Annotated in this window: 21 protein-coding genes, 1 tRNA gene and 1 other RNA gene; 16 read left to right on the top strand and 7 right to left on the bottom strand. The window is 71.8% G+C overall.

Going from position 1 to position 22205, the window contains the following annotated elements; all coding sequences use genetic code 11:
* The first annotated feature begins 169 nt into the window (after positions 1–169).
* The gene (gene raiA, locus AB0H28_RS08455) at positions 170–814 is read left to right on the top strand and encodes a ribosome-associated translation inhibitor RaiA (RefSeq protein WP_358036008.1); all 645 of its coding nucleotides are present in this window, start codon (positions 170–172) and stop codon (positions 812–814) included.
* Positions 815–855: 41 nt separating this feature from the next.
* Here the strand turns inward: raiA and AB0H28_RS08450 are convergent, their stop codons facing one another.
* Both AB0H28_RS08450 and AB0H28_RS08445 read right to left on the bottom strand, forming a co-directional pair.
* Positions 856–1962: a GNAT family N-acetyltransferase gene (locus AB0H28_RS08450; RefSeq protein ID WP_358036006.1), complete on the bottom strand. Its 1107-nt coding sequence runs from the start codon at positions 1960–1962 to the stop codon at positions 856–858.
* Positions 1959–3116, bottom strand: a complete 1158-nt coding sequence (locus AB0H28_RS08445; RefSeq protein WP_358036004.1) for a GNAT family N-acetyltransferase — start codon at positions 3114–3116, stop codon at positions 1959–1961. The genes AB0H28_RS08450 and AB0H28_RS08445 overlap by 4 nt, the downstream gene beginning before the upstream one ends.
* 170 nt (positions 3117–3286) lie before the next feature.
* Here AB0H28_RS08445 and secA point away from each other — a divergent pair, with 170 nt between their 5' ends.
* A complete protein-coding gene (gene secA / locus AB0H28_RS08440) occupies positions 3287–6193 on the top strand; it encodes a preprotein translocase subunit SecA (RefSeq protein ID WP_358036002.1) in 2907 nt (968 codons plus the stop codon).
* Between the two features lie 180 nt (positions 6194–6373).
* Here the strand turns inward: secA and AB0H28_RS08435 are convergent, their stop codons facing one another.
* Together AB0H28_RS08435 and AB0H28_RS08430 are read right to left on the bottom strand one after the other, a co-directional pair.
* Positions 6374–7048: an Rv3235 family protein gene (locus tag AB0H28_RS08435; RefSeq protein WP_358036000.1), complete on the bottom strand. Its 675-nt coding sequence runs from the start codon at positions 7046–7048 to the stop codon at positions 6374–6376.
* A 102-nt stretch (positions 7049–7150) separates the two neighbouring features.
* A complete protein-coding gene (locus tag AB0H28_RS08430; protein ID WP_114919504.1) occupies positions 7151–7378 on the bottom strand; it encodes a helix-turn-helix domain-containing protein in 228 nt (75 codons plus the stop codon).
* 197 nt (positions 7379–7575) lie between these two features.
* On the opposite strand from AB0H28_RS08430, the gene AB0H28_RS08425 reads away from it, so the two are divergent.
* Complete coding sequence (locus AB0H28_RS08425; RefSeq protein WP_358035998.1) at positions 7576–8085, top strand: hypothetical protein; 510 nt, start codon at positions 7576–7578, stop codon at positions 8083–8085.
* A gap of 10 nt (positions 8086–8095) precedes the next feature.
* Here the strand turns inward: AB0H28_RS08425 and AB0H28_RS08420 are convergent, their stop codons facing one another.
* Positions 8096–9106, bottom strand: coding sequence for a hypothetical protein (locus tag AB0H28_RS08420; protein WP_358035996.1), 1011 nt, complete (start codon positions 9104–9106; stop codon positions 8096–8098).
* 302 nt (positions 9107–9408) lie between these two features.
* Here AB0H28_RS08420 and pruA point away from each other — a divergent pair, with 302 nt between their 5' ends.
* The 9 genes from pruA to AB0H28_RS08375 all read left to right on the top strand — a co-directional run bounded on the left by pruA (position 9409) and on the right by AB0H28_RS08375 (position 17379).
* Positions 9409–11037, top strand: coding sequence for an L-glutamate gamma-semialdehyde dehydrogenase (gene pruA / locus AB0H28_RS08415; protein ID WP_358035994.1), 1629 nt, complete (start codon positions 9409–9411; stop codon positions 11035–11037).
* Between the two features lie 152 nt (positions 11038–11189).
* Positions 11190–11705 carry a PadR family transcriptional regulator gene (locus AB0H28_RS08410; RefSeq protein WP_358035992.1) on the top strand — a complete coding sequence of 172 codons (516 nt, stop codon included), beginning with the start codon at positions 11190–11192 and terminating at the stop codon, positions 11703–11705.
* A 45-nt stretch (positions 11706–11750) separates the two neighbouring features.
* Positions 11751–12872, top strand: coding sequence for a peptide chain release factor 2 (prfB, locus tag AB0H28_RS08405; protein ID WP_358035990.1), 1122 nt, complete (start codon positions 11751–11753; stop codon positions 12870–12872).
* Positions 12873–12990: 118 nt separating this feature from the next.
* Positions 12991–13671 carry a cell division ATP-binding protein FtsE gene (gene ftsE, locus AB0H28_RS08400; RefSeq protein ID WP_013284225.1) on the top strand — a complete coding sequence of 227 codons (681 nt, stop codon included), beginning with the start codon at positions 12991–12993 and terminating at the stop codon, positions 13669–13671.
* Between the two features lie 66 nt (positions 13672–13737).
* Positions 13738–14613 (top strand): permease-like cell division protein FtsX, encoded by an 876-nt coding sequence (ftsX, locus tag AB0H28_RS08395; RefSeq protein ID WP_358035988.1) that lies wholly within the window; start codon positions 13738–13740, stop codon positions 14611–14613.
* A gap of 128 nt (positions 14614–14741) precedes the next feature.
* Complete coding sequence (gene smpB, locus AB0H28_RS08390) at positions 14742–15221, top strand: SsrA-binding protein SmpB (RefSeq protein ID WP_358035986.1); 480 nt, start codon at positions 14742–14744, stop codon at positions 15219–15221.
* Positions 15222–15327: 106 nt separating this feature from the next.
* Positions 15328–15703, top strand: a transfer-messenger RNA (tmRNA) gene (ssrA, locus tag AB0H28_RS08385).
* A 182-nt stretch (positions 15704–15885) separates the two neighbouring features.
* Positions 15886–16284 (top strand): hypothetical protein, encoded by a 399-nt coding sequence (locus AB0H28_RS08380; RefSeq protein WP_358035984.1) that lies wholly within the window; start codon positions 15886–15888, stop codon positions 16282–16284.
* Positions 16285–16425: 141 nt separating this feature from the next.
* Positions 16426–17379, top strand: coding sequence for a hypothetical protein (locus tag AB0H28_RS08375; protein ID WP_358036599.1), 954 nt, complete (start codon positions 16426–16428; stop codon positions 17377–17379).
* A 1-nt stretch (position 17380) separates the two neighbouring features.
* Here AB0H28_RS08375 and mdlC read toward each other — a convergent pair whose 3' ends face one another.
* Positions 17381–18976 carry a benzoylformate decarboxylase gene (mdlC, locus tag AB0H28_RS08370; protein ID WP_358035982.1) on the bottom strand — a complete coding sequence of 532 codons (1596 nt, stop codon included), beginning with the start codon at positions 18974–18976 and terminating at the stop codon, positions 17381–17383.
* An 89-nt stretch (positions 18977–19065) separates the two neighbouring features.
* Positions 19066–19866 carry an S-methyl-5'-thioadenosine phosphorylase gene (locus tag AB0H28_RS08365; RefSeq protein WP_358035980.1) on the bottom strand — a complete coding sequence of 267 codons (801 nt, stop codon included), beginning with the start codon at positions 19864–19866 and terminating at the stop codon, positions 19066–19068.
* A 149-nt stretch (positions 19867–20015) separates the two neighbouring features.
* On the opposite strand from AB0H28_RS08365, the gene AB0H28_RS08360 reads away from it, so the two are divergent.
* From AB0H28_RS08360 to AB0H28_RS08345, 4 genes are all read left to right on the top strand, one after another.
* A complete protein-coding gene (locus AB0H28_RS08360) occupies positions 20016–20606 on the top strand; it encodes a YqgE/AlgH family protein (RefSeq protein WP_358036597.1) in 591 nt (196 codons plus the stop codon).
* Between the two features lie 89 nt (positions 20607–20695).
* A tRNA-Ala gene (locus tag AB0H28_RS08355) sits at positions 20696–20768 on the top strand.
* Positions 20769–21134: 366 nt separating this feature from the next.
* Positions 21135–21341, top strand: a complete 207-nt coding sequence (locus AB0H28_RS08350; protein ID WP_358035978.1) for a hypothetical protein — start codon at positions 21135–21137, stop codon at positions 21339–21341.
* Positions 21342–21413: 72 nt separating this feature from the next.
* A complete protein-coding gene (locus tag AB0H28_RS08345; RefSeq protein ID WP_358035976.1) occupies positions 21414–22133 on the top strand; it encodes a hypothetical protein in 720 nt (239 codons plus the stop codon).
* Positions 22134–22205: the final 72 nt, after the last annotated feature.

Here is a 22205-nt window from a genome sequence, read left to right as displayed (position 1 = left end):
CCCAACAGGAGTTAGCGTTTCGGTGTCGGGGGGTAGTGAGGATGCCAACCTTCCCCCGGCACCGGAAGGAGGCGTAGCCGAACACCACCGGTCGACGCCGAGCGGGGCTCTCCCAGGCGCGTCGGCCGGCAGATCCGGACCGAACGACCGTCCGAACAAGGGAGGTCACGTGGACATCGTGGTCAAGGGCCGTAACGTCGAAGTGCCGGACCATTACCGGGTGCACGTAGCCGAGAAGCTCGCGAAGATCGAACGCTACGACCACAAGCTCATTCGCGTGGATGTCGAGTTGTTCCACGAGCGCAATCCGCGCCAGGCCGACCACTGCCAGCGGGTGGAGATCACCTGCGTGACGCGCGGCCCGGTGATCCGGGCCGAGGCCTGCACGAACGACTTCTACAGCGCGCTCGACGCCGCCATCGCCAAGCTGGACACCCGCTTCCGCCGGGCGGCCGACCGCCGCCGGGTGCACCGCGGGCGGCACGCGCCGATCTCGGTGGCCGCCGCGACCGCCGGCCTGCCGGTGGTCGACCTCGACGGGCCGGGGCTGGCGGCGTCGAACGGCCACGGCACGGCCACCGCCGTCGCCGAACGCCCCGATCCGAGCGCCCACTCCGAGCCCGACGACCAGCCGTGGCACATCGCCCGGGAGAAGGTCCACCCCGCCGAACCGATGACCGTCGACGACGCGTTGTTCCAGATGGAGCTGGTCGGCCACGACTTCTATCTGTTCCTGGACAAGGAGTCCGGCCGTCCGAGCGTGGTCTACCGCCGCCGCGCCTACGACTACGGGATCATCTCGCTCGACGCCTGACCCATCGAGCGCCGATCCGGGGCCCCGCGCGGGGCCCCGGATCAGTCCCGGTCCGAGGCCAGCCGCCCGAAGACCACCGAGTCGGTGCGCTCACCCGCCGCGCCCGGCACCCGCCCGCGCAGCAGCCCCTCCCGCTGGAAGCCGGCGCGTTCCAGCACCCGCTGGGACGCGACGTTCTGCACCCGGGTGCCGGCCCAGAGCCGGGCCACTCCGACGCCGAAGGCCCAGCCGGCGACGAGCCGGACCGCGCGGGCGGCCAGCCCACGGCCGCGGGCCTCGGGCAGCAGGCTGTAGCCCAGCGTGGCCTGGCCGGTCGCCGGCTCGTCGTACCCCAGGGCGCAGCCGCCCACCAGCGCGCCGGTGGCCGTCTCCAGGATCGCCAGGTCGGCGGCGTCGCCGGCCAGCCAGTAGCCGGCCGCGAGCCGGCAGCGGCGCGCGATCGACTCCCGGTCCGGCGGCACCGGCGGCACCCGGTTCGCCACCACCTCCGGCAGCGTGTGCAGCCGGTGCAGCGCGTCGGCGTCCGCCGGCTCCAGCCGGCGCAGCGTCACCACCCCGTCGGAGAGCCGGCCACTTGGCAGGTCCGGCAACAGCCGGGCGGTCGGCCCGGGCGGGTCGTCGGCCAGCCGCACCCAGGCGACCAGGTCGTGGCGTACGCCGTCGCGTGCCGCGCCCGCCGCCCGGCGGACGCCCTCGTGCCGGTAGCCGCAGGCCAGCGCGGTCCGCTGGCTCGGCTCGTTCTCCCGGTGGGTGAGCAGCTCCAGGCGGGCCGCTCCGGTGGCGAAGGCGCGCTCGCCGAGTAACCGGGTGGCGGCCGTCGCCACGCCCCGCCCGCGCGCCCACGGCACCACCCAGTAGCCGATCTCGAAGTCGGCCCGGGCCACCGCCAGCCGGGTCAGCCCGACGCCGCCGACCAGCCGGTCGGTCTCCGGGTCGGCGACCGCGTACGCGCAGCCGCCGGCCGCCCACACGGCCGGCTCACCCTCGGCGATCCACCACCGGGCGCTGTCCGCGTCGTAGGGGTCGGGCAGGGCCGGGAGATACCGCCGGGTCTGCGGGTCGGTGCAGCCGGCCACCAGGTCCGGCACGTCGGTCGACCGGGTCGGCCGCAGCCGTACCCCGTACCCCTCGATCGTCTCCGGGATCACCGCAGGTCCTGTGGCAGCAGGCCACCGATCCACACGTCCTGCCGCTCGCCGCGGTGCTGGACGCCGCCGCGCAGCGTGCCCTCGACGGTGAAGCCGGCCTTCTCGGCGGCCCGGCGGGACGCGGTGTTGCCCACGTTGGCGCGCCACTCGACGCGGGCCAGGCCGAGCGTGGTGAAGCCCCAGGCGCAGACCGCGGCGAGCGCGGCCGGCAGGTAGCCCCGGCCCCGGGCGTGCGGCGCGGTCATGAAGCCGACGTCGGCGACCAGCGGGGCGGTAGCGGAGATCCGCAGGTCGACCGAGGCGACGTAGCGGTCCTCCGGGTCGGCCACCGTGAACATCGCCGCGGTGCCCCGGGCCCAGGCCGGCCGCACCAGGTCACGCAGGTAGCCCTCGGCGTCCTCGGGCCGGTAGGGATGCGGCACCGTGGTCCAGCGCACGGTCTCCTCGTCCTGGCAGGTCCGGGTGACCTCGGCCAGGTCCTTCTCCTCCAGCGCGCGCAGCCGCAGCTCGGTGCCGCCGGCGGTGGCGAACAGGACGGGCTGCGGCCGGCCGAAGACCGCCGCCCGGCGGGCCTGGAGCGTGGCCGGGCCGTACGGCACCGGATCGCCCGGCGCGGCCAGCTCGGCCGGGAGGAGGGAGCCGATCCACCCTTCCGGCCGACCCCCGTCGACGGGGTGGGCCAGCCGCAGCTCGCCCTCGATCCGGAAGCCGGCGCGCAGCGCGACCAGTCGGGAGGCGTGGTTGCCGATCTCGGCCTGCCAGGTCAGCCGGCGCAGCTCCAGCGCCGGGAACGCCCAGCGGGCCACCGCCCGGGTGGCTCGCACCGCGACGCCCCGGCCGCGGGCCCACGGCGCGGTCCAGTAGCCCACCTCGGCCGAGTCCAGCGCCCGGTCGACGGAGACCAGGCCGCACGAGCCGAGTAGCTCACCGGTGTCGGCGTCGCAGACCGCGAGCGGCGCCCCGGTGTCCTGCGCCCAGGCCGTCGCGCTGACCGTGGTCACGAATGCGAGGGCGTGTTCGGGCCGGTACGGGCGAGGTACGGTGGTCCAGCGCTGAATGTCCGGGTCCTGGCAGGCGCGGTGCACCTCGTCGGCGTCCGCCGCCCGCCAGGGGCGCAGCAACAGCCCGTCCTCGACGATCTCCACAGGCTCCATCCGAGCCATGGTGCCGGATCGTTCGCGGACGGCGTAACCCGATTGGCGACCGCCGGGCACCCGGTCGCGGTGTTATGTCGGGTTCGCGGGTCCGGACCGCCGCCACCAGTGACCATCGCCGCGTCGGAGCGCCTACGATGGTTCGAGACCGTCTAGGGGAGCGTTGATCCGTGTCGATTCTGGAAAAGGTCCTTCGCGCCGGCGAGGGCCGCATGGTGCGTCGGCTGAAGGCCATCGCGGCCGCCGTCAACTCGATCGAGGACGACTACGTCAACCTCGGCGACGACGAGCTGCGCGGCATGACCGACCAGTTCAGGGAGCGGCTCGCCGACGGCGAGACCCTCGACGACCTGCTGCCCGAGGCGTTCGCGGTGTGCCGCGAGGCCGCCTCGCGGGTGCTCGGCCAGCGGCCCTACGACGTCCAGGTGATGGGCGGGGCGGCGCTGCACTTCGGCAACATCGCCGAGATGAAGACCGGTGAGGGCAAGACGCTCACCTCGGTCATGCCGGTCTACCTGAACGCGCTCGCCGGCAAGGGCGTGCACGTGATCACCGTGAACGACTACCTGGCCGAGCGCGACGCCGCCTGGATGGGCCGGGTGCACGAGTTCCTCGGGTTGAACGTCGGGGTGGTGCTGCCCAACCGGCCCGCCACCGAGCACCGCGCGGCCTACGAGTGCGACATCACCTACGGCACCAACAACGAGTTCGGCTTCGACTACCTGCGCGACAACATGGCCTGGTCGAAGGAGGAGCTGGTCCAGCGCGGCCACTTCTTCGCCGTGGTCGACGAGGTCGACTCGATCCTCATCGACGAGGCCCGGACCCCGCTGATCATCTCCGGCCCGGCCGAGCACTCCGCCCGGTGGTACCAGGAGTTCGCGACAGTGGTGGCCCGCCTGCAGCCCGGCACCGACGGCGAGGGCGACTACGAGGTCGACCACGCCAAGCGCACCATCGCGGTCACCGAGCGCGGGGTGGCCCGGGTCGAGGACCGGCTCGGCATCGACAACCTCTACGAGTCGGTAAACACCCCGCTGGTCGGCTACCTGAACAACGCGATCAAGGCCAAGGAGCTCTACAAGCGCGACAAGGACTACATCGTCAGCGACGGCGAGGTCCTGATCGTCGACGAGTTCACCGGCCGCATCCTGCACGGCCGTCGCTACAACGAGGGCATGCACCAGGCGATCGAGGCCAAGGAGGGGGTGGAGATCAAGCAGGAGAACCAGACCCTGGCCACCATCACCCTCCAGAACTACTTCCGCCTCTACGAGAAGCTCTCCGGCATGACCGGCACCGCCCAGACCGAGGCGGGCGAGTTCAACAAGGTCTACAAGGTCGGCGTCGTGACCATCCCGACGCACCGGCCGATGGTCCGGATGGACCGGCCCGACGTCATCTACAAGACCGAGAAGGCCAAGTTCAACGCCGTCGTCGAGGACATCGCCGAGCGGCACGAGCAGGGCCAGCCGGTGCTGGTCGGCACCGTCTCGGTGGAAAACTCCGAGATCCTGTCGCACATGCTGCGCCGCCGCGGCATCCCGCACTCGGTGTTGAACGCGAAGTTCCACGCCAAGGAGGCGGAGATCGTCGCGCAGGCCGGGCGCAAGGGCGGGGTCACGGTCGCCACCAACATGGCCGGCCGGGGCACCGACATCCTGCTCGGCGGCAACCCCGAGTTCCTCGCCGCCAACGAGCTCCGCCAGCGCGGCCTCGACCCGGTCGAGCAGCCGGAGGAATACGCGAAGGCGCTGGAGGAGATCCTGCCGACCTGGAAGCAGGCCTGCGACGCCGAGGCGGAGGAGGTGGCCGCCGTCGGCGGGCTCTACGTGCTGGGCACCGAACGCCACGAGTCCCGCCGGATCGACAACCAGCTGCGCGGTCGTGCCGGCCGGCAGGGCGACCCGGGCGAGTCCCGCTTCTACCTGTCCCTGCAGGACGAGCTGATGAAGCGGTTCCGGGCCGGCGCGGTCGAGGCCGTGATGGACCGCTTCAACATCCCGGAGGACGTGCCCATCGAGTCGAAGATGGTCACCCGCCAGATCAAGAGCGCCCAGGCCCAGATCGAGGGGCAGAACGCCGAGATCCGCAAGAACGTCCTCAAGTACGACGAGGTGCTGAACAAGCAGCGCCAGGTGGTCTACGCCGAGCGTCTCCGGGTGCTCAACGGCGAGGACCTGTCCGACCAGGTCCGCAACATGATCGACGACGTGGTGACCGCGTACGTGGTCGGCGCGACCAGCGACGGCTACGCCGAGGACTGGGATCTCGACCAGCTCTGGTCCAGCCTGAAGCAGCTCTACCCGGTCGGCGTCACGGTCGAGGAGTTGGAGGAGGAGGTCGGCTCCCGCGCCGGCCTCGACCAGGATTTCCTGCTCGCCCGCCTCAAGGAGGACGCGAACGCCGCGTACGACAGGCGCGAGGAGCAGCTCGGCGAGGAGGCCGTCCGCCAGCTCGAACGGATGGTCCTGCTCCAGGTGATCGACCGCAAGTGGCGCGAGCACCTGTACGAGATGGACTACCTCCAGGAGGGCATCAGCCTGCGGGCGTACGCCCAGCGCGACCCGGTCATCGAGTACCAGCGCGAGGGCTTCGACATGTTCGCCACCATGATGGACGGCATCAAGGAGGAGACGGTCGGCTTCCTCTACAACCTGGAGGTGCAGGTCGAGGAGGCCGAGCCGGAGACCGAGGAGGTGCAACTGCTGGAGAAGCCGGTCGAGATCCGGGCCAAGGGGCTCAACCGCACGCCGCAGCAGCAGGGCCTGCAATACTCCGCGCCCGCCGTCGACGGTGAGGCCGGTCGCGGCGCGCCGGTGATCGAGCGGGTCGAGCAGCAGGCGCCGGCGCTGGGCATCGGCCGGCCCTCCCCGGAGCGGCCCGCCGCCTCGGCGCCGCGCCGGGCGTCCGGGGCAACCGGCGCCAGCGGCCAGGCGGTCGCCTCGAGCACCGCCCGGCGGGCCGCGTCGCCCCAGGTCGACGGCGGCGAAGGCCCGTCCCGCAACGCGCCCTGCCCGTGCGGTTCCGGCCGGAAGTACAAGCGCTGCCACGGCTCGCCCAACGGCGGCAACTGACCGCCAGCGTTTCGCCCGACGGGCCCCGGCCACCGGCCGGGGCCCGTCGCCGTCCCGCCACCTCCGGAGTGGTGCCGGCCACCCGGGGGTGGTGCCCGCGCCACTTCGGGGAGGCGGCGGGGATGCAGCCACCTTTCCGAACCGGTGCCGATCAAGGCGCGGTCGGTGGTGGATCGATGCTCAGAGGACGTCCAGCACGAGGCAGAGCCAGTTGCCCCGGCGGTGTTCCAGGCGCACGGCGACCGCCCAACTGGCCCCGCCGGCGCCGGTGAACACGGCGGTGGCCTCGACCGCGCCGGACCGGGGTTCGCAGACCCGCAGCCGGCGCAAGTGCAGTGCCGGCCGGGCGGTGCGGCGGCGGACCGGGGTCACCCGGCGGGCCGCCCTGGTCAGCTCGGCCGACACCTGGGCGGCGGCCTCGGGCAGGCAGAGCGGTCGGAGCTGCCCGGGCGGCCGGAAGCCGTTGACGATCTCCAGGAACGTGCGGACGAACCGGTGGGCCGCCCGGGCGGCCTCGGGCGTGGCGGTGGCGAGGGCGGACGGTGGTGGCCCGGCGGCGACCGGCCGTCCGAACCCGTCCCCGCTCACGGTCGCGCCGCGGTGCGTGCCGCCTTCGCCCGGGGCGGGGCCGTGGGGTGCGCCGGAGGTGGACCAGCGGGGCCAGCCGGGGGCGTGGTCCGGGGCGCGGCCGGCGGGCCGCCCCGGATCCCGGCGACGGTGGTCGAGCAGGTCGAGGGCGAGTTGACCGGCATGACCCCAGGCCGAGTCCTCGTCCGTGCAGGGCGGGTCGAGCGGCGGGGCGGGCCGGAGACGGACCGGTGGACGCGGCGACCGGGGACGGCGAGTGTCGACCATGTCAGCCCTCGAATCCTTGCGTTTGCCTTTGTTTGCCTGCGACAGAACCTCATCATCGGGCATGGCAACGTGGCGCGTCAATGGCACACGGTCAGTGCGGGATCACTCGCCGTCGCGCTCGCCGAGCGGGTTGCCGCGGACCCACTCGGCCGTCTCGGCGTACTTGCGCTCGATGTACTCCTCCAGCCGCGCACGCTCGACCCGCCACTGGCCCCGGCCACCGATCTTGATCGCGGGCAGCTCCCCGCTTCGCACCATGTGGTAGACCTGCGAGTCCGATACGTTCAGCTCGGCGGCGACGTCGGACAACAGCAGGAACCTCGACTCCACGGTGACTCCCGGGGTTGACTTCGTTTGCCTCAGTTTGCCATCAGATGACGACACCGCCCAGGCCGGCGTCGGCGGACACACCGGCGGGAGACTTCTCCTGGGCCGCTCCGGGGTGTATGACGGTCACGGCGTACGGCATGATCGGCGCCCGGAGCCGGCACCCGCCGGCGAGCGGCGGAGAGCGCGGGGAGAGACCGTTGACCGACGAGGTTGTCCGGGTGTACCTGCCGGGGACCGTGCCGATGCTCGCCCGGCTGCGCGACGAGGGCCTGACCGTCGAGGCGGCGCACGCCGTCACCCCGGAGCTGCGCGAGTGGTATGCCGAGGGCGACGAGGAAGAACTGGAATACGTGGCGTTCACCCGCGCCGCCCAGGACGCGCTGCTCCTGCTGCGGGCCGATCCGAACGCGCCCCGGCGGCGGGTGGTGGTCTCGGCCGATCTGCCCGCCGGCGCGGTCGGCCGGGGCGACGGCGAGCTGGGGTCCAGCGTGATCCGCCCGGTCGGGCCGGTGCCGGTGACGTCGATCGCGGCGATCCACGTGGACGGCGCGGAGGCGGCCGAGGACGTGGCCACCGCCGTCGAGGTGGCGGCGGAGGCGCAGGCCGGTGACCCGGACGCCCAGTTCACCGTCGACGGGGTCGAGGATCACGAACTGGAGTGGTACGACGTGAGCGAGCTGGACCTGCTGCTGCGCGAGGTCGGCTGAGGCGACCGGCTCAGGCCGCCGGGCCGACCTCCTCGTCGTCGACGTCGACGCGCGGGCCGAGCGTGCGCCCGAAGGCGATGAGCGTGGTGAGCGCGCCCACGAAGAGCACCCAGATTCCGTTGTCCACCCGGGAGGTGCCGAGCGCGGTCTGCGCCACCCGGTCGGCCTCGCTGAGCGCGGCGGCCAGGTCGAGCAACCCGCGCCCACCGATCCGAATGATCACCTCGGTGAGCAGCAGGAGCAGCCCGGCGCCGGCGCCGGCGACCAGGTACGCGGGCCAGCGCAGCGGCGTCGCCGCGTCGCCGGGTCGCTCCGCCCGGCGGCGTGACCAGGCGAGGTAGAGGTAGGCGACCAGCCCGGCGAGCAGGCCGGCGAGCAGCGACTCGGTGCGGGACACCCACTTGGCGGCGTCGAGCACCGACTGCTGTGTCTCCCCGGCGCCGAACAGCTCGGAGAGCGGGTCCCGGGCCCGGCTGAACAGCACCACGAAGACCTGCGCGGTGAGCGTGGCGGCGGCGATCCCGGCGACCACCCGCGCCTGGCGCGCCCCGGCCGTCGCCCCGCCGATGATCGCGGCGGCGGCAGTGGTGCCGGCGATGGTGTTGGTGGTGGCGTTGTCGGCGTACGTCAGGTTGATCGCCACCGCGGCGGCGAGCCCCACCAGCAGCCCGGTGCCGACGGTGGCCAGGAAGCGCAGCGAGGGGCGGTCGAGCCGGTTGGTGGCGGCCAGCGCGAGCGCCGCGCCGGTGACCAGCGCCGCGGTGATCACGCCGGGCAGGGCGTACGCGGAGAGGCTGATCGCGGTGACCCCGGCCGCGGTCGAGGTGATCGCCTCCCGGGTCGACCAGAGCATGGCCACCAGCCAGGCGAGCGAGAGCACGCCCAGCGGCAGCGCGCCCGGCGCGTGGCCCGGCCGGCCGGTGGCCGGCGTGGCGTCGTCGGCCTGGTCGGTGGCGGGCGGCTCGACGTCCGCCGGCCGGTCCGGGTCCGCGGCCGTGGAGCTGCCGGGCTGGTTGCTCATCGTCTCCCCTTCGACGGACGCCGGTTCTCCCGCGCCGGGTCACCGACCACCCAGCGTACGCGTCGCGCGGCGCCCGCCCGGGCGAGCATCGGCCCTGATCGACACCACCTCGCCGAGGTGGGGCTCTGCGCCTCCCGGGCCGCCGCCGGGGAGCCCGGGTCGCCGACCGGGTCGCGTGAAACAATCGGCGCAGGTCCCGCCGCCGCGACCGGTCCGCCGTGCGGTGTCCGGCACCCGGCCGCCCGGCCGGAGCCCGCGGGTCCGGTTTCGCCATCGCCGTCGAGATCGCACAGGAGCCTGTGATGGACGCCGTCTTCTCCGTCCCCGAGCCGCGCAACGAGCCGGTCCACACCTACGAGCCCGGCAGCGCCGACCGGGAGCGGCTCCAGCGGCGACTCGCCGAACTGGCCGCCGAGCGGATCGAACTGCCGATGACCATCGCCGGCGAGCAGCGGATGGCCGGCGGCGAGTCGATCGACGTGGTCCAGCCGCACAAGCACGCGCACGTGCTCGGTGTCACCGGGCACGCCACCCACGACGACGCGCGCGCCGCGGTCCAGGCGGCCAAGGACGCCGCGCCGATGTGGCGGGCGTTGCCGTTCGAGGAGCGGGCCGCGATCTTCCTGCGTGCCGCCGACCTGCTGGCCGGCCCCTGGCGGGACACGCTCAACGCGGCCACCATGCTCGGCCAGTCGAAGACCGCGGTGCAGGCCGAAATCGACGCCGCCTGTGAGCTGATCGACTTCCTCCGGTTCAACGTCCACTTCGCCCGCCGGCTCCTGGCCGAGCAGCCGATGTCCTCCGCCGGCGTGTGGAACCGGTTCGACCACCGGCCGCTGGAGGGCTTCGTCTACGCGGTCACCCCGTTCAACTTCACCGCGATCGCCGGCAACCTGCCGTCCGCGCCGGCCATGCTCGGCAACACCGTGGTCTGGAAGCCGGGTCCGACCCAGCAGTTCGCCGCGCACTTCACCATGCGGCTGTTCGAGGCGGCCGGCCTGCCGCCCGGTGTGATCAACATGGTCACCGGGCGCGGCGAGGAGGTCTCCGACGTCGTGCTCGCCGACCCCGACCTGGCCGGCATCCACTTCACCGGCTCCACGAAGGTCTTCCAGCACCTGTGGCGCACCGTCGGGGACAACATCGCCCGCTACCGGGGCTATCCCCGCCTGGTCGGCGAGACCGGCGGCAAGGACTTCGTGGTGGCGCACACCAGCGCCGACGTGGACGCGCTGCACACCGCGCTGCTGCGGGGCGCCTACGAATACCAGGGGCAGAAGTGCTCGGCCGCCTCGCGGGCGTACATCCCTCGGTCGATCTGGGAAGGTGGGCTGCGGGACCGGCTCGCCGCCTCCGCCGACGCGCTGACCTACGGCGACGTGACCGACTTCGGCAACTTCGGCGGCGCGGTGATCGACGACAAGGCGTTCGGCCGGCACACCGCCGCGCTGGAGCTGATCAAGGGCGACGACAGTTGCCGGGTCCTGGCCGGCGGCACCGCCGACGACTCGGTCGGATACTTCGTCCGGCCGACGCTGTTCGAGTGCTCGGACGCGGCGCACGAGACGTTCACCACCGAATACTTCGGCCCGATCCTCGGCGTGCACGTCTTCGACGACGCCCGGTTCGACGAGGTGGTCGGCCAGGCCGAGTCGATCGCGCCGTACGCGCTGACCGGGTCGATCTTCGCGACCGACCGCCGGGTGGTCGACCGGGTGGCGGAGAAGATGCGGTACGCGGCCGGCAACTTCTACATCAACGACAAGCCGACCGGCGCGGTGGTCGGGCAGCAGCCGTTCGGCGGCGCCCGGGCCAGCGGCACCAACGACAAGGCCGGCTCCTGGCACAACCTGGTCCGCTGGACGTCGCCGCGGACGATCAAGGAGACCTTCGTCCCCCCGACCGACCACACCTACCCGCACATGGGCTGAGGTGTAAGGAGGGGCCCCTTCTTAACAGACGTCTGTTAAGAAGGGGCCCCTCCTTACTGTCGTCGGTGCACGGTGCACATCGGACCAGTCCAGGAGTGGCGAAAACGGCAAATCCTGGACGCCAGAGCCGACAAAGTGGCAGCTTAGAGGGCATGGCGGATTCCGGAGTCAACCCGACGGCGGCGGCCCTGCTGGGTCTGCTGCACGACGGCCCGATGACTGGCGGTCAGTTGATGACCGCTGCCGAGCGCCGGCTGGCGCCGTACTGGTCGATGACCCGTAGCCAGGTCTACCGGGAGCTTCCGGTCCTGGCCGAGAAGGGTCTGGTGCGCCTCGGCAAGCCGGGGCCGCGGATGAGCCAGCCGTACGCGCTCACGGCGGCCGGGAAACGGACATTCTCCCGCTGGCTGGCGGAGAATCCCGGCAAGGACACCATCCGCAACCCGATCGCGCTACGGATGGCCTTCGGCAACCTGCACTCGTCGAGCCAGCTCAAGAACCTGTACGCCTCGGCGAACGAATACCACACCGAGGCGCTGGCGGCGGTGCGGGAGCAGGTCAAGAACGCGAAGAAGGAGGGCGACAGCTACGACGCGAGCGCGCTGGAGTTCGCCGTCGCCTACCACCGGGCGGCGCTGTCCTGGCTGAAGTCCGCACCGGTCGGCTGACCACCTGCGCGAGGTTGACGGACCGACGCAGTACTGTTGTCTGTCGTGACCGCTGCCGATTACGCCGAACAGCTCAAGGAACTCGACGCCACGCTGCGCAACATCGAGGCCGTGCTCGACCTCGACAAGCTGCGCGAGCAGAAGGCCCGCCTGGAGCAGGAGGCGTCCGCGCCCGATCTGTGGGACGACCAGGCCAAGGCGCAGCAGGTGACGTCGCAGCTGTCGTACGTCAACGGCGAGATCGGCCGGCTGGGCGACCTGCGCTCCCGGCTCGACGACGCCGGGGTGCTGCTGGAACTGGCCGAGGCGGAGTCCGACCCGGGCGTGCTGACCGAGGTCGAGTCGGAGATCACCGGGCTGACCGAGGCCATCCAGGAGATGGAGGTCCGCACGCTGCTCTCCGGCGAGTACGACTCCCGGGAGGCGCTGGTCGCCATCCGGGCCGGCGCCGGCGGCGTGGACGCGGCGGACTTCGCCGAGATGCTGCTGCGGATGTACCTGCGCTGGGCGGAGCGGCACGGCTACCCGACCGAGGTCTACGAGACGTCGTACGCCGAGGAGGCGGGCCTGAAGTCGGCCACCTTCACGGTGAAGGTGCCCTACGCGTTCGGCACGCTCAGTGTGGAGTCCGGCACGCACCGGTTGGTGCGGATCAGCCCGTTCGACAACCAGGGCCGCCGGCAGACCAGCTTCGCCGGCGTCGAGGTGCTGCCGGTGGTGGAGCAGACCGACCACATCGACATCCCCGAGAACGAGATGCGGATCGACGTCTACCGCTCGTCCGGTCCGGGCGGGCAGAGCGTCAACACCACCGACTCGGCGGTCCGGATCACGCACATCCCCACCGGCATCGTGGTCACCTGCCAGAACGAGAAGTCCCAGTTGCAGAACAAGGCGTCGGCGTTGCGGGTGCTCCAGGCCCGGCTGCTGGAGCGCAAGCGGCAGGAGGAGCAGGCCAAGATGGCCGGCCTGAAGACCGACGCCGCCGGCTCGTGGGGCGACCAGATGCGGTCGTACGTCCTGCATCCTTATCAGATGGTGAAGGATCTGCGTACCGAGCAGGAGACGGGCAATCCGTCCGCGGTCTTCGACGGCGAGCTGGACAGCTTCATCGAGGCGGGAATCCGCTGGCGGAAGCAGCAACAGCTCACCGCTGACGGTGCGTGATCACGGTCGGACTCAGCGCGTCGTCGATCTCGTGCTGACCCGGTAAATCGATGACGCGCACCGCATCCGAGGGGCGTGGGGCTTGGCTCTGCGGTTACACCGCGTAGACTCTCGACCCGTGATTCAGCTTGAGCAAGTGACGAAGACGTACCCGAAGGCGTCCCGGCCTTCGCTCGACAACGTGTCCGTCTCGATCGAGAAGGGCGAGTTCGTCTTCTTCATCGGTCCATCCGGCTCCGGCAAGTCCACCATCATCAAGTTGCTGCTGCACGAGGTGACCCCCAACAAGGGCCGCGTCGTGGTCAACGGCAAGGACGTCACGTCGATGCGGTCCTGGAAGCGACCCCACTTCCGGCGTTCCATCGGCTGTGTGTTCCAGGACTTCCGGCTGCTGCCGAACCGCACCGCGTACGAGAACGTGGCGTTCGCGCTCGAGGTGATCGGCAAGACGAAGGCGGTCGCCCGGCGGGTCGTGCCGGAGGTGCTGGAGTTGGTGGGTCTCGGTGGCAAGGAGCACCGATACCCGCACGAGCTCTCCGGTGGTGAGCAGCAGCGAGTCGCGGTGGCCCGGGCGTTCGTGAACCGGCCGCTGATCCTGCTGGCCGACGAGCCGACCGGAAACCTGGACCCGGACACCTCGATCGAGATCATGCGCCTGCTGGACCGGATCAACCGCACCGGCACGACCGTCGTGATGGTCACCCACGACTCCAACATCGTGAACCAGATGCGCCGCCGGGTCATCGAGATCGAGAGCGGTCGGATCGTGCGCGACCAGGCACGCGGCGTCTACGGCTGAGCCTGACGACGGCGCGTAGACCCTGACGACGAACACCTCACGCCGGAGAGCCGGAGGAATATCCCGATGCGGATGAAGTACGTCCTGTCCGAGGTACTGGTCGGACTGTGGCGCAACGTCACCATGACGGTCGCCATGATCATCACCATGGCGGTGTCGCTGTTCATGCTCGGCGGCAGCGGCCTTCTGTACCAGAAGGTCGGCGACATGAAGGATCTCTACTACGAGAACGTCCAGGTCTCGATCTTCCTGAAGACGGACGCGCCGCCGGAGCAGCGCGAGGCGCTCGACGCCAAGCTGAAGGCCGACCCGCTGGTCAAGGACGTCGAGTTCGTCGACAAGGAGCAGGCGTACAAGCGCTTCCAGCAGATGTACGCCGATGCGCCCGACCTGGTGAACGCGGTCAAGGCCGACCAGCTCCCGGAGTCGTTCCGGATCACGCTGAACGACCCGCAGCAGTACAAGCAGATCTACGACCAGTACAAGACCGCCGAGGGCATCGACACGATCGTCGACCAGTCCAAGCTGCTCGACAAGGTCTTCGGCGTGCTCAGCGGCATCCAGAACGGCGCGCTGGCGCTGGCGATCGTGATGGCCGCCGCCGCCCTGCTGCTGGTCGCGAACACCATCCAGGTGGCCGCGTACAGCAAGCGGCGTGAGGTCGCGGTCATGAAGCTGGTCGGCGCCTCCAACTGGTTCATCCAGGCGCCGTTCGTGCTGGAGGCGGTGGTGGCCGGCCTGATCGGCTCGATCCTCGGCCTGCTCGCGCTGATCGGTGTGAAGACAGTGGCGGCCGGCAGTTCGATGGCGGCCCTGGAGGGGCTGATCACCCCGATCTCCTGGTCCGAGATCTTCCTGACCTTCCCGCTGATGGCCGCCGTCGGCGGTCTGGTCAGCGCGATCACCGCATGGGTCACGCTCCGCTTCTACCTGCGGGTCTAGCTTCCGCACGCTCTCCGCGGAGCCCTCCCGCGCCGGAATAAACGGCGCGGGAGGGCTCTTGTGCTTCCGGTAGCATGATCTTCGCTCGCCGACGCCGGTCGGGGGGCGATCGGAAGGGGGTGGCGCCGGTGCCACGGGAGAAGGGGCGCAAGGTGGTCGCCTCCAACAAGAAGGCACGTCACGACTACGCCGTCCTGGACACCTACGAGGCGGGCATGGCGTTGACCGGCACCGAGGTCAAGTCCCTGCGGGCCGGGCGGGCGTCGCTCGTCGACGCGTTCGCCCAGGAGCGGGACGGCGAGCTCTACCTGCACGGCATGCACATCCCGGAGTACGCGCAGGGCACCTGGACCAACCACGAGCCCCGGCGGACGCGCAAGCTGCTGCTCAACAAGCTGGAGATCAACCGGCTGCTGGGCAAGCTCAAGGAGAGCGGCCTGACGTTGGTGCCGTTGCAGGTCTACTTCTCCGACGGCTGGGCGAAGGTGGAGATCGGCCTGGCCCGGGGTAAGAAGTCGTACGACAAGCGGCAGGACCTCGCCAAGCGGGACGCCGACCGGGAGATCCAGCGTGCGGCGGGTCGGCGCGGCAAGGGGATGGACGACTGAAACATCCGGTTCGTCCCGGTTGACGGCTCGCCGGCCGGCCTCGGGATGAATCCGGTTGCGGCAGGCGTTACGCTTGTCGGTGCCACCACAAGCGGTGGCCTGTCGAGGGGGTGACTGGTTTCGACTTCGTACGCAGCGACAGGGGAAGCGAGCCGAGGAAGCCGACGTCGTCTCGAAAATCGGTCGTCGGAAACCAATAAGCGCCAAGAACAATCGCGCTGACTTCGCTCTCGCCGCCTGAGGCGAGTAGCAAGTCTGTCGGCCTGGGAGCGCCTTCGACCCAGCTAGCCGGCATCAGCTAGAAGGCTGGCCAATCGGACCCGGTCGCGGGGTCCGTGCGGCGAGATCAATCAGCGACTGGGCCCGTCACACCAACTTGCTCGCGTGAGCGGTGGGGCCGAGTAGAGGCACAGCGAGCTGCGCTCGGAGAAGCCCTGACAAACCGGCGAAGGACCCGGGTTCGATTCCCGGCACCTCCACCACCCGAGCTGTGCGCCCCGGTCCACCGGACCGGGGCGCACAGTCGTCTTCCGGTGCTGCCGACGCGCTCGGGGCGGCTGGTGCGGATGAGTCAGATGAGGTCGACCCGACGGCTGGACAGGGCGGGCGCGCGGGCTCACCATCGCAATACGCGGTTTTTCGCGCGCAGCGCGGGAGGTGCCTGATGGTCACCCGTCCGATCCAGCAGCCGACCACCGTGCTCAGCGAGGCCCTGGCCGCCCCGGGGCCGCGGTGGCGGGAGCAGCTCGCCGTCCAGCTCGGCCCGCTCCGCCGCGGCTTCACCGAGCACGTCCGGGCCACCGAAGGGCCCTCCGGCCGGTACGCCGACCTGCTGCGCACCGCGCCCCGGCTGCACCGGGGCGTCCGCCTGCTGGTCGGCGAGCACACCGCGATCGTCGCGGCGCTGGCCGCGCTCCAGCACGCCGCCGGGCTGCCGTCGATCTCGGCCGAGGAACTACGGGAGCAGACCGCCGACCTGCTGCGCGCGCTCGATCGGCACCGACGGCGCGGCGCCGACCTCCTCTGGGAGGCGTACCAAACGGACCTCGGCGGCGAGGACTGAGCCACCCACCCCTCCCTGCCCACCCTGTTTCACGGAAACAGTGGCTATTCGCGGCCAGATGGCCACTGTTTCCGTGAAACAGGTCGGTGGGGGGCGGCAGGGCGGTGGGAACCGGAGGGGGTGGTGGTGCGTCGGAACTGGGTGCGGCGACTTCTTGCTTTGCTCGGGCTGTTGGTGGGGCTCTCGGGGTGTGCGGGGGCGGGGGGCGGATCGGGGGCGGTGCCGTCCGGTGGTGGCGAGCAGCGGCGGGCGTTCACCCAACGGGCCGAGGAGGTGGCCGGGAGTTGGCGTCCGGGGCCGCAGTGGCGCGACGGATACGTTCCGCTCCAGGACGCCACCGTGCTCACCGGCGACCCGGGCTTCACCGACGAGACGAAGGTGGCCTTCGCCGCCGGCTGGTACCGGGACCAGATCCCGATGCCGGCCGCCGTGCCGCCGGACGGCACGATCCGGTTCCCCGACGGCGTGCTGCGGGTGCCGCTGGTCAGCGCCGCCGACGCCTACGCCCAACTGGACCGGGGAGACCCGCCGACCTGCGACGGGCGGCCGAGCGCGCCCGGCCGGCCGGGGGTGGGCGGCCCCACCGTCGAGCCCGGCCCGGACGACCCGGTGTCCACGACCGCGCCGACGCCGTGCATCCCGCTCACCGTGACCGCGGCACGGCTCGGCAGCGCACCGGTGTGGACCAGCCGGGGCCGGGTCGACGTGCCCGCCTGGCTGTTCACCGTGGACGAGCTGGCCGTACCCGCGGCCCGGCTCGCGGTCGCGCCGCGCGCGGTCGGCGAGGTGCCCGGCGGCGCGGCGGACGCCCGGCCGCTGCCGGACGGTCTGGTCGGCGCGCAGGAGCTGCGGGCGGTGACGGGCGACCGGCTCGACTACGTGGTCGGCGTCGGGGCCTGCGATGGCGCGCCCACCCCGCTGCTGCTGGAACGGCCGGACGTGGTGGTGGTCGGTGCCGCGGTGGTCAGGGCTACCGGGATGTGCACCGATCAGCTCGTCCTGAAACCGGTGCGCGTCACGCTCGCCGCCCCGCTCGGCGACCGGACCGTGCTGGACGTCGGCACCGGCGCTCCGCTGATCGTCCGGGCCGGCTGACTCACAGGATCCGGGGCACCTCGGTGCTGATCGGCGCCGCCAGCACGGTCGGCCGGTCCGCGGCGAACGCCTCGGCCAGCGCCGCGCCGAGCCCGTCCGGCGACACCTCCGCGACGGCCGCGCAGCCGTAGCCGCGGGCCACCGCGGCGACGTCCAGGCCCGGCAGGTCCAGCGCCGGCACGCCCGGCGTGTGCTTCAGCTCGGCGAACGCCTTGAGGATCGCGTACTGCTGGTTCACCGGCACCACGACGGCGAGCGGCAGCCGCAGCCGCGCCGCGGTCCACAACGCCTGCACCGAGTAGTGGAACGAGCCGTCGCCGATTACCGCGACCACCGGTCGACAGCGCCCGGTGTCCCGCTCGGCGAGCGCCAGGCCCACCGCCGCCGGCAGGCCGAAGCCCAGGCCGCCGCTGGCCATGGTGAAGTAGGAGCGCGGCCGGTCGAGCCAGAGCCGGCGGCGCAGCGCGGACAGGTTGGACGGTGACTCCTGCACCAGCACGCCGTCGGCCGGCCAGGCATCCGCCAGCGCGGCGAAGAGCACGTCCGCGTCGGGCGGTTCGGCCGGCGCCGGCGGCGCGGGCTGCCCCCGGGGCGGTGGTGCCGGCCGGTCCGCCGATGGGAGTGCCTCGACCAGCGCGGCCATGGTCAGCCCGGCGTCGCCGAGCAGGCTCTCCCCGACCGGCGCCCGGGCCGCCTCGTCGGGGTCGTCGGTGACGTGCAGCAGCCGGGCGTCGCCGGGCAGGTAGTCGCCCGGCACGTGCGGGTAGTAGCGGAACACCGGAGCGCCGACCACCAGCACCGTGTCGTGGCCGCGCAGCGCCTCCGACAGCGGCCCGATCGCGTACGGCAGCACGCCCCGGAACTGCGGGTGGCGCTCGGGGAAGACGCCGCGCTCCGGCGCGGGGGCCGCCCAGACCGGGGCGGCCAGCCGCTCGGCCAGCGCGACGGCGGCCGGCCAGGCGTCGGCGCGGTCCACCGCCGCGCCCAGCACCAGCGCCGGCGCGCGGGCGGCGGCCAGCGCGGTGGCGAAGCCACGCAGCCGGTCCGGGTCCGGCCCGATCCGGGTGGCGACGGTACGCACCTGCGGCGGCGGGTCGGCGGTCCGGTCCCAGTCGTCCATCGGCAGGGAGAGGAAGACCGGCCCGGCGGGGGGTTGCACCGCCGAGGCGTACGCCCGCATGAAGGCCGCCGGGATGTCCTGCGCGCGGGCCGGCTCGTGCGCCCACTTGACGTACGGCTGGGCCAGCTCGACCGCCCGGGGGCTGGCCAGCCGGGGTTCGATCAGCAGCATCTCGCGGGTCTGCTGGCCGGCGCTGACGATCAGCGGGGTCCGGTTGTGCCAGGCGGTGACCAGGTTGCCCATGCCGTTGCCGGTGCCGGGCGCGGTGTGCAGGTTGACGTGCGCGGGCCGGCCGGTGCCCTGGGCGTAGCCGTCGGCCATGGCGACCGCGGACGCCTCCTGGAGCGCGTGCACGTAGTGGAAGTCGGCCGGGAAGTCGGCGAGGAACGGCTCCTCGGTCGAGCCGGGGTTGCCGAAGACGGTGGTCAACCCGAGCGCGCGCAGCAGATCGTAGGTCGCCTCGCGCACCGTCGCCATCGCCGGCTGCCTCCGTCCCGGGCCGGGCCGCCTCCCGACCCACCGAATCTAGCGGGCGGAAGCCGACTTTTCGGGCGCTTCGCCCGGGCTCAGGGCAGCGGGAACGGCAGCGTGATGCCCTCCAGCGTGTCCCCGCACGGGCACGCCCGCTCGGTGGGCAGCGCGGCGACCGCGTCCAGCAGCAGCGCGCGCAGCCGGTCGGTGTTCTCCCCGAAGACCCGGAACACCTCCTCCTGGGTCACCGACCCGCCCGCCTCGACGCCCGCGTCCAGGTCGGTGACCAGCGCGATCGACGTGTAGCAGAGCGCCAGCTCGCGGGCGAGCACCGCCTCCGGGTGCCCGGTCATGTTGACCACCGTGCCGCCGATCGAGGCGAACCAGCGCGACTCCGCCCGGGTCGAGAAGCGCGGACCCTCGACCACCACCACCGTCCCGCCGTCCACCGCCGGCACACCCCGGCCGGCCGCCGCGTCCAGCAGCGCCCGCCGCCCCGCCGGGCAGTACGGGTCGGCGAAGGAGACGTGCACCGCGCCCCGGTCGTAGTAGGTCTGCGCCCGCCCACTGGTGCGGTCGATCAACTGGTCCGGCACCACGAACGTGCCCGGGCCCAGCTCCGGCCGCAGCCCGCCGACCGCGCAGGGCGCCAACACCTGGCGTACGCCGAGGGAGCGCAACGCCCAGAGATTGGCCCGGTAGGGGATCCGGTGCGGCGGGTGGCGGTGGTCGCGCCCGTGCCGGGGCAGGAACGCCACCCGGCGCCCGCCCACCTCGGCGATCGTGACCGGATCCGACGGCGCGCCGTACGGGGTGTCCACGACGTGCTCCACGCCGTCCAGCAGGGCGTAGAGACCCGACCCGCCGATCACCGCAAGCTCGGCCCCAGCCACCATCGAACACTCCCTCGATCCGTCGCGACCACCCGCCGCTCAGACCTTAGCCAGCGGGCGGGACGCAGGCTATGGTGCGTGACATGGCGTCGACAGGGTGGACGGTCGACGGCGTCGGGCCCGCACGGGCGCACGACTGACGGGTGTCGGACATGCAGGGTGAGGGGCAGGCGATCGGTGGCCGAGCCATGGAGTCGATGACCGGACGACTGCTGGTCGCGACGCCCGTGCTCAAGGACCCGAACTTCGACCGTACCGTCGTGCTGCTGGTCGCCCACGAGCCCGGCGGCGCCCTCGGCGTGGTGCTGAACCGGGCCACCGAGGTCCCGGTGGCCGACGTCCTCGGCGACTGGAGCGACCTGGCGCGCGAGCCCGCGGTGCTCTTCGAGGGCGGCCCGGTCCAGCCCGACTCGGCGATCTGCCTGGCCCGGATGCGCCACCCGGTCACGTCGGTGAAGGGCTTCCACCAGGTCTCCGGCGCGGTCGGCACCATCGACCTCTCGGTCGACCCGGAGCGGCTACGCGACGCCGTCGGCGGGATCCGGGTCTTCGCCGGCTACTCCGGCTGGGGCGCCGGCCAACTGGAGCGGGAGATCGAGGAGGGGTCCTGGTTCGTGCTGGACGCGCTGCCCGGCGACGCCTTCGTCGACCGGCCGGACGACCTGTGGCCGATGGTGCTGCGCCGGCAGGGCGGCATGATGGCGGCGGTGGCCCACTTCCCGCCCGACGTAGCGCTCAACTGACCCCGCCGTGGGGGACCCCCGCGAGATGACCATGCCGGGCGGCGTGTGTATAGTTCTTCCCGTGCCCGGGCGACCGGGGACGACCGCAAGGGGCCGTGGCGCAGCTGGTAGCGCACCACACTGGCAGTGTGGGGGTCAGGGGTTCGAGTCCCCTCGGCTCCACCTTGTGTTTGTGCAGGTCAAGCGGCACCTCTCATCGAGAGGTGCCGCTTTTCTCGATCTTTTGATCACAGATTTCGTCACGGCTGCGCCCCACACTCCCGCCCGGGCGACAAGATCGGCAACCGGTTCCGGACGGCGCTCTACCTGGTGCTTTGTAAGGCCCGTGGTGCAGAGGCTTGCAAGAGCGAAAATGTGGGGCGTGATCACGCCGCGCAGGTGCTTACTAAGTCGACATATGCCGAATGTCGTTTTCGCCACCTATTCTTCCACAGGAAAAGGGTATTTCGACCTGATTCAGCGCGTGCTGCCGAAAGATTAGCTCGGCGCTCACGGGTTGGCTCTGGCTGCGGCCCGCACAGCCTCTGGGTGCGTCTGCAGCAGGACGAGCAGTACACCAGCATCTGGATCTCCCCGCAACGCCGCAGCTACGCCATGACGGACAGCAGCGATCTTGGCGCATCTACAGAGGTGGCGGCGGGCCGGGGTCTCCTCTCGGTCGCTCTTGGTGAAATCGACGACTGTATCTGTCCGGTTCTGGGCGCGTCATCCTCACCAGTTGTGTTCGGGCCTTGACGCCAAAGGGACGGTGATCTTAGCGTCCTCGATCACTTGGCTCGTGGATTCGGGGGCGACGTGGTGAGTGCGATGGGTTCTTCGCGGTTGTTCGCGCGACTGGGTTGGCTGGTGCGGCGTGGGGCGTTGCCGACCGCGGTGGCGGTGGGCTTGTCCTTGCTGCCGTTTGTGCCGGCTCAGGCGGCGCCGAAGCCGTCGGCGGATGGGGTGGCGCGGGATCGCTCGGTGCCGGTGTCTGCGCTGAAGCCGAAGAAGGCTGCGTTGCCCGCGATGGAGAAGTTCAAACCAGCGCCGGTGTCGTGGCCGTCTGCGGCTGCCGCGGTGGTGGATCTACCGCTGTCGGCTGACGGGTCGCGGCGGCTGCCTGCGCGAACGAAGGTCGGCGGACTGCCGGTCGCCATCGCTCCCGGTGCGGCGTCGGCGAGAGCGGCTCCGGGAGCGGTTGGCGATGCCGCTGTCCCTCCTCGGGTAGCTGTGCGGGTGTTAGATCGGGCTGCGGCGCGGCGGGCTGGTTTTCCGCTGGCGGTGAAGGTGGCGCGGGCGGATGGCCGAAGTGAGGCAGGCCGGGTCAAGTTTGAACTGGACTATTCGGCGTTCCGGCACGCCTACGGCGCCGACTGGGATTCCCGCCTCCAGTTGGTCTCCCTGCCAGCGTGCGCGTTGACGTCACCTGAGGTGGAGGCGTGTCGCCAAGCACAACCGCTCTCCACGGTCAACGACTACCGGGCGGGGGTGGTGCGTGCAGAGGTTGAGGTGACGCCGGACCTGCGGGTCTGTCAAGTTAACGGCTGATCTTGGTTGTTGAGGTGGTCAGTGGTTGGCCGGGGTGAGCCGGCCTTCGAAGGTGATCTGGAAGGCGTTCAG

This window comes from Micromonospora sp. NPDC050980, assembly GCF_040653835.1.
GTDB lineage: Bacteria > Actinomycetota > Actinomycetes > Mycobacteriales > Micromonosporaceae > Micromonospora.
This window is presented reverse-complemented; position numbering and strand designations above follow the sequence as displayed.